Annotated in this window: 10 protein-coding genes; 6 read left to right on the forward strand and 4 right to left on the reverse strand. The window is 74.2% G+C overall.

Annotation, left to right across the window (positions count from 1 at the left end; all coding sequences use genetic code 11):
- Positions 1–24: 24 nt before the first annotated feature.
- Positions 25–2,175, reverse strand: a complete 2,151-nt coding sequence (locus ACFVIM_RS26870) for a Xaa-Pro dipeptidyl-peptidase (protein WP_384306273.1) — start codon at positions 2,173–2,175, stop codon at positions 25–27.
- A gap of 269 nt (positions 2,176–2,444) precedes the next feature.
- On the reverse strand, positions 2,445–2,909 hold the full coding sequence (locus ACFVIM_RS26875; RefSeq protein WP_384306276.1) for a hypothetical protein: 465 nt from the start codon (positions 2,907–2,909) through the stop codon (positions 2,445–2,447).
- Between the two features lie 141 nt (positions 2,910–3,050).
- Here ACFVIM_RS26875 and sph point away from each other — a divergent pair, with 141 nt between their 5' ends.
- The 4 genes from sph to ACFVIM_RS26895 all read left to right on the forward strand — a co-directional run bounded on the left by sph (position 3,051) and on the right by ACFVIM_RS26895 (position 7,696).
- Positions 3,051–4,049, forward strand: coding sequence for a sphingomyelin phosphodiesterase (gene sph, locus ACFVIM_RS26880; protein WP_384306279.1), 999 nt, complete (start codon positions 3,051–3,053; stop codon positions 4,047–4,049).
- Between the two features lie 285 nt (positions 4,050–4,334).
- Positions 4,335–5,417 carry a S1 family peptidase gene (locus tag ACFVIM_RS26885; protein ID WP_384306281.1) on the forward strand — a complete coding sequence of 361 codons (1,083 nt, stop codon included), beginning with the start codon at positions 4,335–4,337 and terminating at the stop codon, positions 5,415–5,417.
- Between the two features lie 787 nt (positions 5,418–6,204).
- Positions 6,205–6,726 carry a response regulator transcription factor gene (locus ACFVIM_RS26890; protein WP_384306297.1) on the forward strand — a complete coding sequence of 174 codons (522 nt, stop codon included), beginning with the start codon at positions 6,205–6,207 and terminating at the stop codon, positions 6,724–6,726.
- A 241-nt stretch (positions 6,727–6,967) separates the two neighbouring features.
- The gene (locus ACFVIM_RS26895; RefSeq protein WP_384306283.1) at positions 6,968–7,696 is read left to right on the forward strand and encodes a MerR family transcriptional regulator; all 729 of its coding nucleotides are present in this window, start codon (positions 6,968–6,970) and stop codon (positions 7,694–7,696) included.
- Between the two features lie 204 nt (positions 7,697–7,900).
- Here ACFVIM_RS26895 and ACFVIM_RS26900 read toward each other — a convergent pair whose 3' ends face one another.
- Positions 7,901–8,854 carry an FAD-dependent oxidoreductase gene (locus ACFVIM_RS26900; RefSeq protein ID WP_384306286.1) on the reverse strand — a complete coding sequence of 318 codons (954 nt, stop codon included), beginning with the start codon at positions 8,852–8,854 and terminating at the stop codon, positions 7,901–7,903.
- A 65-nt stretch (positions 8,855–8,919) separates the two neighbouring features.
- On the opposite strand from ACFVIM_RS26900, the gene ACFVIM_RS26905 reads away from it, so the two are divergent.
- On the forward strand, positions 8,920–9,492 hold the full coding sequence (locus tag ACFVIM_RS26905; RefSeq protein ID WP_384306288.1) for a hypothetical protein: 573 nt from the start codon (positions 8,920–8,922) through the stop codon (positions 9,490–9,492).
- 296 nt (positions 9,493–9,788) lie between these two features.
- Positions 9,789–10,604, forward strand: coding sequence for a hypothetical protein (locus ACFVIM_RS26910; protein WP_384306291.1), 816 nt, complete (start codon positions 9,789–9,791; stop codon positions 10,602–10,604).
- A 93-nt stretch (positions 10,605–10,697) separates the two neighbouring features.
- On the opposite strand, the gene ACFVIM_RS26915 is transcribed toward ACFVIM_RS26910, so the two are convergent.
- Entirely contained in the window at positions 10,698–11,438 is a 741-nt protein-coding gene (locus ACFVIM_RS26915; RefSeq protein WP_384306294.1) for a class I SAM-dependent DNA methyltransferase, read from the reverse strand.
- Positions 11,439–11,798 lie beyond the last annotated feature (360 nt).

Consider the following 11,798-nt stretch of genomic DNA (forward strand, 5'->3'; position numbering starts at 1 on the left):
CCGCGAGGGCGTACAGACGACGGCTCATCGGAGGGTTCCTCCCGGGGCGGGGGCGGGGCTGTCGACGACCGACGCCCCGGTGGCGAGGGGTCCGTGAGCGGCGGCGGGCCCGTGAGCTGCGGCGGACGCGTCAGCGGCGAGGGGTCCGTGAGCTGCGGCGGGCCCGTGAGCTGCGGCGGACGCGTCAGCGGCGGCGGATCCAGCCGTGGCGGGGAGGCCGAAGCGGCGCGGGTCGGGAGCGCCGACCCCGGTGTGCGGTGGGACGGCTCCGGGCGCGGGCCGGGCACCGGCCGTGGCCAGCGCGCGCGCCACGGCCGCGGCCCCGCCGGCCACCGGCAGCCGGGCGGAGCTGCCCGCCAGGTCCACGGTGAGCGTGGGCGTGGTGGACGGCGGTTCGATCAGCCCGCGGTCGGTGCCCGCCACGATCAGCGCCAGCCGGTGTCCGGCCGGGACGACATGGTCGGTGACATGCAGGTCCAGGCTGATCCGGTACGGCCGGCCGGGGGTGAGCGGCTCGCCCTGCGCGGGTGAGGCGTGGGTGCCGAGATCGGCCCAGCCCCGGCTCACGATGGTGTACCCGACCGCCTTGGTCTGGGCGCGGGTCTCCTTGAAGCAGGCGCTGTCGCCGCTGGTGCTCGCGCCCCAGCAGGTGCGCTGGGTCAGGGTGGTGATGCCCTCGCCGCGCGCCGTGTAGTCGCGGATGGTGTCGGGCCCGAGGTCGACCAGGACCGCCGAGAGATGGGCGCTCGCGGTGGTCGGGGTCGCGGTGACGGTGACCGTGGACGAGCCGGCCAGCCGCAGCGCCCGGCCGAGCGGCGGCGTGGTGAAGGAGACCTTGGCGGGCGTGGACTGGTCGGCGCGCGCGGCCCAGTCGGCCTCACCGAGGGCGCGGTCGTCCGTGAAGGTCTCCCGGGCCCCGGCGGGCGGGGCGGTCAGCGACAGCGTGCCCACGCCGGGCGCGCCGCCCGGCCCCGGCCGGAAGATGACGGGCGCCGTGCCCGACGGCGGCCAGGACGGGTCGCTCGCCCAGACGTCGGGCGCGCGTTCCACGTCGGCGACGGGCTCGCGGTCGACGCCGTTGTCGAGACCGAGGAGATGGTGGTCGAACCAGCGGTGCAGCGCGCGCACCCACGCCGCGCGCCGGAAGTCGAACGGGTCGACATGCCCGGCCTGGGTCAGCCAGAGCCTGCGCTCCACCCCGGCCGCCGCCAGGGCGTCCCACCACTGGCCGAGGTGCTTGGGCCGTACGTTGAGGTCCTGGAGGCCGTGCACGGCGAAGACGCTGGCCGTGATCCGGGAGGCGTCCGGCACGTAGTCGCGCTCCTGCCACAGGGCGGTGAGGTCGCCGCTGCGCGGGGCTCCCTCGACCAGCTTCCGCTGGACCGCGCCACAGCGCTGACGGGCGGCCGGGCTGCTGACGTAGGAGGCGAGCCCGTCGGGCCCCGAGCCGAAGAGCGGGGCGCCCCGGGCGAAGTAGTAGTCGTACCAGGTGGAGATCGCGCCGATGGGCACGATCGTCCGCAGCCCCTCGACACCGGTCGCGGCGACGGCGTTGGCGATGGTGCCGTCATAGCTCTTGCCGATCATGCCGGTGGCACCGGTGGACCACCCGGCCCCGGTGCGCACCGGGCCGGTGCGGGTGGTGTAGCCGGGGGCGCGCCCGTTGAGCCAGTCCACCACCGCCTTGGCGGAGGCGACGTCGGAGGCGCCCCCGATGTCGGCGCAGCCGTCGGAGCGGTTGGTCCCGGTGAGGTCGACGGCGACATAGGCGTAGCCGCGCGGGACGAAGTAGTTGTCGTAGTAGAGCGGGAACTGGACGGGCGCGCCGTTCGCGTCGTACGTCTTGAGCTGGGACTCGTTCCCCCGTCCGCAGCAGGAGAAGTACGGACTGGCGTTCATGATCACCGGGATCCGCACTCCCCGCTGGGCCGCCTCCCGGGGCCGGACCACGTCGGCGGCGACCCGGTCGGTCCGCCCGTCGCCGTCCCCGTCGAGCCCGGTGTCCACCCAGACCGTCTCGCGGATGGCGTCCCGGTAGGAGTAGACCGGCGTGCTCTCCTCGGCGGGCGCGCCGCGCGCGCCCGTGGGGGAGACTCCGACGGCCAGCAGGGCGGCGGTGGCCGCCGTCACGAGCGATCTGTACGTCAGTCGGGTACCGCGCACACGTATCGACATGGGGCGGAAGGTACCCGCGCGGCCCCCGGTGCGAACAGAGGGCCGACACGGGGTGCTGCTACCGGGGGACCGTCACCCGGTCGGCGTACGCGGTCCTCTGACGCGCCGTCGGGCCCCTCGCCGTCGTGATCCACGCCGTCGGGGGACGGTCTGCGGACGCGGTGTCCGCGGCCGGTCCCCGCGGCGGCCCCACTGGTGCTCTACCGGTGCTCCGGCCGGGGAGCGCAGGGAGTGCACGGAGTCCGGGGAGCCCACGGCCCGCGCGCGGCTCAGCCGTTCAGCGGCTCGCCCAGGACGCGTTCGGCCAGCTCCCGGCCCAGGCGGTCCACATCACCGCGGAGCGCCTCCGCCGCGACGGTGCGTTCGGCCTCGATCTCCACGGCCCCCGCCGCGATGATCCGCTCGCGTTCGCGCGCCCCCTCCGCACGGGCGGCGGTGACGAGGGCCGTGCCCTCCTCGTACGCCCGCTGGCGGGTATGGGCCGCGTCATGGCGGGCGGCGGCGAGGATCGCGTCACGCTCGTCGCGGAGCCGGTCCGCCTCGGTCTGGAGCCCGTCGGCCTCGGCCCGTACGCCGTGGATGGCCACGGCGCGCTCCTGGAGGATCGCCCGCACCCGGGGGAGGATCCACCAGGCGAGCGGGAAGTAGACCAGGGCGAAGCAGACGAGACCGGCGATCAGCTCCCAGCCGTTGGGGTTCAGCGGGCCGATATCCAGCGGAATGAGTTGGTCCATGGTCCAGCCCTATCGGTTCGCGGGACCGGACCGGCGGAGGCGCACGGTGTGTTGTCCCGGGCGCAAGAAAGTGGGCACCCACTCCTTACCCGACGGTAATCGCGGCTGATGTGATGATCCTCCACCCTCGGAAGGAGCCCCGTGTCCCCGACGACCCGTCTCTCCCGTCGCCCGCTGGTACCCGCCGCCCTGCTCTCCTCCGCGCTCGCCGCGACCCTCCTCGCCGGTACGGCGCCGTCCGCCGCGGCCGCCGGGACGACCCCGGAGCTGAAGGTCCTCTCGTACAACACGTTCCTTTTCGCCCGGACCCTCTACCCGAACTGGGGCCAGGACCACCGGGCCGCCGCGATACCCGGCGCGCCCTTCTTCCAGGGGCAGGACGTCGTCGTGCTCCAGGAGGCGTTCGACAACACCTCCTCCGACGCCCTGATGCGGCGCGCGGCGGACCGCTACCCCCACCAGACACCCGTCCTCGGCCGGAGCAGGAGCGGCTGGGACGCGACCGGAGGGTCCTACTCCGCGACCACGCCGGAGGACGGCGGGGTGACGGTGCTCAGCGCGTGGCCGATCGTCCGCAAGGAGCAGTACGTCTACAAGGACGGCTGCGGCGGTGACTGGTTCTCCAACAAGGGGTTCGTCTACACCGTGCTCCAGGTGGGCGGGGAGCGGGTGCATCTGGTCGGCACCCACGCCCAGTCCACCGACCCCGGCTGCGCCGCGGGCCAGGCGGCCCGGGTGCGGGCCGCCCAGTTCCGGGAGCTGGACGCCTTCCTGGACGCCAAGCGGATCCCGGCCTCGGAACAGGTGGTGGTGGCGGGGGACCTCAATGTGGACTCCCGGAGCCCCGAGTACGCCTCGATGCTGGCCGTCGCGGACCTGGCCGGAGCCGGGGCGCGCACCGGCCATCCGTACTCCTTCGACACCACGGAGAACTCGGTCACCGCCGACCGCTACCCGGGGCTGCCGAGCGAGGACCTCGACTACGTCCTGCACCGGGCGGGGCACGCCCGGCCGGCCGGGTGGACCAACGAGGTGGTGAAGGAGACCAGCGCGCCCTGGAAGGTGTCGAGCTGGGGCAGGGAGTACACGTACACCAACCTCTCCGACCACTATCCGGTGCTCGGGTACGCCGGGCGCTGAGCCCGGACGGGCCGGGGCCGGGAGCGTGCGGCGGAGCGGGGGCGCCTTCCCCCGACGGTCGTGGCGCCTCACCTCACTGGCCGTACCGGTACGGGCGAATCGCGGCACACCCGGATGGCCCTCTCGTCTGACGAACCGTGAGGGAAACCGGAACCCACCCTCCCAAGGCGCTTGTTGGATTGGCAGGCTCATGCCATCTTGACCCCGACGGTCGACAACGGGCCGGTTCCCTCCGGTTCAGACTGCTTCTCAACCCCCACGCATCACTGCGAAGGAGAAGCCCCCATGAGACGCACGCTCCGTGCGCGCATCCTCCTGACCTCCCTGCTCGCCCTCCCCGCCGTCACCCTCGCCCCCGCCGCCGCCCACGCGGCGTCGGGCCCGGACCCGGTGCCCGCGCCCGGCCCGGGGATCGCCGCCTCGGCCGGCCACTACGCCATCCAGGCGAAGCTGGACGGGATCCTCGGCGGCGACGACACCGCCGGTTCCTATCTCGACCCGGTCACCGGTGAACTCGTCGTCACCGTCACCGACTCCAACGCGGCCGACGAGGTACGGGCCTCCGGTGCCCGCGCCGAACTGGTCCAGCGCAGCACCACCCAGCTCAAGAGCGCCATGAAAGTGCTGGAGAACCGGGCGAAGATCCCCGGTACCTCCTGGGGCGTGGACCCGTCGTCCAACCAGGTCTCCGTGGAGGCCGACACATCGGTCGACGAGCGCGAGATGGCCCGGCTGCGGTCGGTGGCCGACGGCCTCGGCGCGGCGGTGCGGGTCGCCCGGATCCCCGGCGTGCTCAAGCGGGAGGTCGCGGGCGGTGACGCGATCTACGGTGGTGGGGTCCGTTGCTCGGCCGCCTTCAACGTGGCCCAGGGCGCCGACCGCTACTTCCTGACGGCGGGCCATTGCGGAAACGTCTCTGCGAGCTGGGCCGCGTCCTCGGGCGGCGCCGCCATCGGGACCCGGCAGGACTCCCGGTTCCCGACCGACGACTTCGCGCTCATCCGCTACACCGACGGCTCCAACCCGCCCGGCACCGTCGACCTCTACGACGGCACCTACCGGGACATCACCTCCGCCGCCAACGCCCTGGTCGGTCAGGCCATCCAGAAGAGCGGCTCCACCACCCGGGTGACCAGCGGCCGGGTCACCGCCGTGAACGTCACCGTCAACTACAGCGACGGCCCCGTGTACGGAATGGTCCGCACCACGGCCTGCTCGGCGGGCGGGGACAGCGGGGGCGCCCACTTCGCGGGCGGGGTGGCGCTGGGGATCCACTCGGGCAGCGCGGGCTGCTCGGGGACGGCGGGATCGGCCATCCACCAGCCGGTACTGGAGCCCCTGAGCACCTACGGGGTCGCGGTCTACTAGCGAGCCGCGTCCCACGGCTGGAACGCGCCCTGTCCCTGGCGCCCGCCCTGGCCGGGGCGGGCGCCGTGGCGTGGGCGGGTGCCGTGGCCAGGGCGGACGGTGCCGTGCGCGGCGGTCCGCCCGCCGCCGTCCCGTGTCCGTGACGGGCGCCGTCGCCAAGGGGTCCGCCCGCCGCCGTCCTGTCGCGGATGAGCCCGCGCGCACCTCGCGACGGGCACGGGAGCGCCCCCGACGACGGACGGCCGGTCGGACCGCCCGGTCGGAGGGCCCGCCCACGGGGGACGCCGTGGCCCCGTCCGCCCGGCGGCCGCGCCGGGACCGTACCCCGCCGGTGCGCCGTGGCCCTGCCCCGCCCGTACGGCGGGAGTGAGACGGCGCGCAGGCGGCACGACGGCTGGATCCCGGTGGGGGTGCTCCCGGGGCGCACCCCCACCCCGCGCCGCAGCCCCGCCGCAGCGCGCGCCAGGCCGGGACGAGGGTGCCCGCCAGTGCCAGCAGTGAGGTCACCCCGAGCGCCCCCAGCACCACACCCCAGGGCACCACCAGCCCCACCGGCACCCCCAGCGTCGCCGCCAGCCCCGCCCTGATCCCCAGCAGCGACGGCACCGCGGCCACCACCCCCAGCACCGTGCCGATCGCCAGGACCACCGCCGTCTCCACTCCCAGCATCATCAGCACCTGGGGCCCGGTCGCCCCGGAGCGCCGCAGCACCCGCAGATCGCCCGCCCGGCCCGCCGTCGCCATCATCAGCGTGTTGGCGACCGCGATCCCCGTGTACCCGGCCGACATCGCCACCAGCAGCACGGAGAAGACCCACACCAGCCGGTTCTCCTCGGCGTCCGCCCGTCCCGCGTACGCCGCGACGGAGATCTCCCGGCCCCCGGCCACCGCGACCGGCGGCCCGGTCCGGCTCAGCCAGTACGTGGAACAGACCTTCGCGGAGGAACTGCTGGAGGACCGCCGCGCCACGGGCGTCGGCTATCTCCTCAAGGACCGGGTGGGCGATGTCGAGGAGTTCATGGCCGCGCTCACCCGCGTCGCGGACGGCGGCACGGTGGTCGGCCCGGAGGTGGTGCGCCAACTGCTGGCCCGGCGCCGGGACCCGCTCTCCCGGCTGACCCCCCGGGAACACGAGGTCCTGGGCCTGATGGCCGAGGGCCGCTCCAACGCGGCGCTGGCCCGTGCCCTGGTCGTCACCGAGGCGGCGGTGGCCAAGCACATCGCGAACATCCTGCTGAAGCTGGACCTTCCCCCGGCACCGGACGACCACCGCCGGGTGCGCGCCGTCCTCGCCTATCTGCGGGCCTGAACACCGGGGCGTCCGGGACGGCCGCGCCCGCGGACGGATGGGGCTCCCTGTCGGGCAGCGCGCGGCGGCGCGGGCACAGGTGGCCGCGCCCGCGGGCCGGTGGGGCTCCTCGCGGGGCCGACCGGCGCTTTCACCGCACGGGTGGGACAGCAATACTGTGGGACTCCCCGGGCCGGGACCGGGCGGGGAGCCGGACCGGGCGGGCCAGGCAGGGGCGGACAGGGGAGGCGGGGCGCGGGTGATGGCGAGCGGCACCGAGGAAGCGCGGGACGCGACACTCACCGTCGGTGAACTGGCGGCCCGCGCCGGGGTGACCGTGCGCACCGTCCGCTTCTACAGCACGCGCGGGCTGCTGCCGCCGCCGGTCATCGGACCCCGCCGGGTGGGCCGTTACGGACCGCGCCATCTCTCCCGGCTGGCCCTGATCGAGGACCTCCAGCACCAGGGCATGACCCTCGCCGCCATCGAGCGCTATCTGGAACGGCTCCCCGGTGACCTCAGCGCGCAGGACCTCGCCATCCACCGGGCCCTGGTGGCCGCCTGGTCACCGGACCCGGCGGAGGAGATCGGCCGCCCCGAGCTGGAACGCCGGACCGGCCGCCCGCTGGACGACGGCGACATCGCACGGCTCACCGCGATGGGCGCCCTCCAGCGGGCGGCCGGGTCCGGGGACCGCTACCGGGTCGACCCGGGACTGCTCCGGCTCGGGGCACAGCTCCTGGACGTGCCGATCGCGTACGAGACGATCCTGGCGGCCCGCGCGATCCTCGGGGAGCACACCCGTTCGGCCGCCCAGCAGCTCACCCGGCTCTTCCGGGACGAGGTGTGGGACCCGGAGCGGGTGGACGCGATGCGGTCCCTGTCGGAGCACATCCGGCCCCTGGTGGTCCAGGCGCTGGTGACGGCGTTCCAACGGTCGCTGAACGAGGAACTGCGGGCCGCCTTCGGTACCGAGGCCCCGGGTCCGTGACGCTCAAGGCCCAGTGAGTCTCCGGTCGATGACGCCCAGGGGATCACCAAGTCTCGGGCCTGTGACGCTCAAGGCCCACCGAGCCTCCGGGTCCATGACGCCCAGGGCGTCATTCAGCGTCCGGGTCCCTGCGGCTCAGGTGCCCACCACGCCCCGGGCCCATGCCGCTGAGGCGCACCCGGTCCCGGCCCCGGTCCGTGGTGCTCACGGCACCAGCTCCGCCGTGGCGTGCGCGCAGCCCCACGCCACGGTCACCCCGGCCCCGCCGTGCCCGTAGTTGTGCACCAGCAGCCCTCCGCCCGGTATCCGCTCCGCCTCGATCCTGACCCCGCCGCGACGGACCGGCCGCAGCCCCACCCGGTGCCCCAGCACCCGGGCCCGAGCCACCTCCGGTACGGCCCGCGCGCAGCGCTCCACGATCGCGGCGGCCGTCGCCGGGTCCGCCTCCCGCCGCCAGTCGCCCTCCTCGGCCGTGCCGCCCAGGACCAGCCGCCCCGGTTGCGGCAGCAGATACGCCGACTCGCTCCCGCCGTCGTCCGGCAGGACCAGCCACTCCGTCAGACCCGGGTTCTCCACCAGCACCAACTGGCCCCGCACCGGGACGACTCCGGGGTCATCCGCCAGCTCGCGCGCCCCGATACCGGTGCAGTTCACCACCACCGGCGCCAGGGCCGCGGCCTCGGCGAGCGCGTGGACGGCCCGCCGCTCCACGGTGCCGCCCGCCGCCTCCAGACGGCGCCGCAGCCACGCCAGATGGACCGGCATGTCAACCAGCGGCACCCGGGCCCGGACCCCCTTTGTGTGTCCTGGCGGCAACTCCCCGGCGTGCGCGGCACGCAGTCCGGTCACCGAGGCGGCCCAGTCGCCGAGTTCCGCGACCGTGCCGCCGACGACGGTGCCCGGCACCAGCCGAACCCCCGTCTCCCGCGGGCGTCCGGCCAGCGACTCGTACACCCCGAGTGTCCGTGCCGACCACGGTCCGACCAGGTTGTTCGGCTCGATCCGATAGGGCCACCAGAGCCCTCCCGCGACCGCCGAGGTGGTGTGCTCCGCCTCCTCGGCGCTCCACACCCGCACCCGCTGCCCGCGTTCGGCCAGTACCACGGCGGTGGCCAGACCGCTGACCCCGCCCCCCACCACGATGACGTCGAGACTCATGCGCCGACGGTAGCGAACGCCCCGCGGCGCGATCGGGGCACCGGGCCAGCGGGGATACTCAGGGCATGTCTGCGCAGTACACGACCTTCGCGCTGGCGCGGGTGACGCCGGACGGGGGAGTCCTCTCCGGCGGCGCCGGGCGGACGCCCCGGGACCGGTTCGATTTCATCGTGGGCGGGATCCCGCTGCTGTCGCGGCTCTGCGAGTGGGGCGAGTCCGGCTGCTCCGGCGCGTTCAGCGCGTTTGACGGGGTGTCTCCGCTGGCCGCCGACGTGCCCCCGGTCATCCTGCCCGCCTGGCTCGGCGCGCTGCTGCTGGAGACTCCGGCGCCGCTGGACGGCGAACGCCGGATCCTCTACGGCTGTTCCGAGTGCCAGTCGCTGGAGTGCGGGATGGTGACGGTGGCCGCCGAACGGGACGGGGACGCCGTCATCTGGCGGGATCTCGCCTGGCAGACCACCGAGCGGGCGGACCTCGCCCGCGACGGGTACCACGGCTTAGGACCGTTCCGCTTCCGGCGCGCCCCCTACTGTGCCGAGCTGAGGAAGCTGATCGCGCCGCCCGCCCCAGGCGCTGCCGTCGATGGCCCGGAGAATCGGTCCTCTGACCCCCCGCCGACCGATCGGAACCGGCCATAAGGCGGCCGGGAGGTCGCGGTGGCCCCAGGGTTGTACGCGCGATGGTCTCGATCGGGCGGACCTGCGGTTGCGTGGTCGTCACGATCGCCGTGCGCACGCCAAAAGAGGATCAACGGCGGCGCGGGACACGTAGATTCGGATCCGCGTACGACGTGCCGCCGCCGTGAAAGGTCATCGACCCGTCCGGCGCGGGGCCGCGCACCGCCCTGCCCGGGGGCCCCTACGGCCCCCGGGCTCGACGGCGGTGCGGTGACGTACGACGCGCCGGTTCCACGATCCAGAGAGAGACACCTCAGATGCGCCGTACCTCCGTCCGCCACGCCCCCGTCCGCCGCGCCGCCGCTGTCGCCTCCGCGCTCTCGCTGGCGGTGCTGTTGAGCGCCTGTGGCGGCTCGGACTCCTCGGACGAGAAGAAGGACGAGAAGAAGGTTGACGCGGCCCAGCCGTCGCAGGAGGGCCACGAGGGTCACGAGGGTCACGCCGACCCGGCGGCCAAGGCCCTCACCCAGCCCGAGCTGGAGAAGCTGGTCGTCACCAAGGCCGATCTGCCGCGCCACCTGATCAGCAACGCCTCCCTGGCCGACATGAACGCGGGGAAGTCCGCCAAGGCCGACAAGCCGGAGTGCGGGCCCCTGGTGGGGGCGCTGGCGCTGCGGGGCGTGGGTGAGCCCGCGGCCACCGTGACCCGTAAGGCCGTGCCCATCGGGGCGGACCCGGCGAAGGACGCCACCGCGGAGGAGAAGGCGCTGGCGGGTGTGAATGCCCTCAAGGCCACGGTCACCTCCACCACCCTGGCCAGCTACGACGGCAAGGGCGCGAGCGAGCAGTTCGCCGCGGTGAAGAAGGCGGGCGCCGACTGCGCCGGGGGCTTCACCCTCAACGCCGGTGCGGACAAGATGCCGTTCACCAAGATCACCAACGGTTCCTACACGGGCGGCGACGAGTCCGCGGCCTTCACCGTCCACGCCGACATGGGCGGCCAGCCGGGTCAGATGCATGTGGTGGCGGTCCGCAAGGGCACCACCCTGGCCACCTTCTACGCGATGAGCCTGGGCGGCACGGCCGAGTTCCCGAAGCAGCTCATCGACACCCAGGTCAAGAAGCTCGGCTGACGCACGACGGCCGCTGCCCGCTGCCCCCGATCCCGCCCGGCGGGGCCGGGGGCGGTGGCGTTCGCGCATCGCCCCCGGCCGTGGACAGCGGGTCTACGCGGTGGGCTTCTCCCAGACCGAGACATGCCGACGGCTCTCGCTGGTGAACGGCTCCCGGGTCCATCCGTCCCACCGCTCGCGCGGCCGCAACCCGGCGAGCTGGGCCATCAGGTCGAGTTCTGACGGCCAGACGTACCGGAAGGGAATCGACCGGTACTCGCCGCGGCCGTCGACGACCTCGATGTAGTTCGAACTCGTCGCCTGGGTGGCGACGTCGTAGATGTCGAAGGCCCATCCGGTCGGACCCGCGTGGTAGGGCACGATGTTCTGCCCGGCCGGGAGCCTGCGCAGTTCGGGGATCATGACCTCGATGACGAAGCACCCCCCGGGCTCCAGATGGGCCGCCGCGTTCCGGAAACAGGCCACCTGTTCCGCCTGGGTCGTCAGATTCATGATCGTGTTGTAGAGCAGATACACGACGGAGAAGGTCCCGTCGACCCTCGTCGTCGCGAAGTCCCCGATCGTGACGCCGATCCCGTCACCGCCCGGCTTGGCCCGCAGTCGGGTCACCATCGCCCGTGACAGGTCGATGCCGTGGACCCGCACCCCCTGCCGCGCCAGCGGCAACGCGACGCGTCCCGTCCCGATGCCCAGTTCAAGGGCCCAGCCGCCACCGGCCAGCGGGGCCAGGAAGCCGACCGTCTCCTCGATGACGCCCGGCTCGAACATGTCCCCTGACGAGGTGTCGTAGGCCGCCGCGACACGCTCTCCGAAGTAGCCGTCCTGATCGTCCATCGCCCGACCGTACCGGCGCGGTTCGGCGCGGCGCGTGGGGATTCTTCCGGCCATCGGAGCCGCTCTGTCCCGTTCTCCCCCTCCGTGGGTCCGTTCGCTTGTCGGCGAGGTCGTGGGCGCGCCCCTCGGGGACGCTGTTCACCCACTCACCGGGACGTCATCGAGGGCACGGGGCGCTGGCGGGCGCGGACGGCCGGGGCCAAGGCGCTCCCGCCGTACCACCGGATCATCGGCCAGGACGTCCACGGCCGGACCGGTCGGCCTGCCCGACGGCCCCCGCTCCCCGGCACCGTCGGCTTCTTCGGGGAACCAGCGCCCTCACACACCGCATCGGCCGCCGGGCCCCGCACCCTCGTGCCT

Origin of the sequence: Streptomyces sp. NPDC057638 (assembly GCF_042800315.1) — a bacterium.
Classification (GTDB): domain Bacteria; phylum Actinomycetota; class Actinomycetes; order Streptomycetales; family Streptomycetaceae; genus Streptomyces.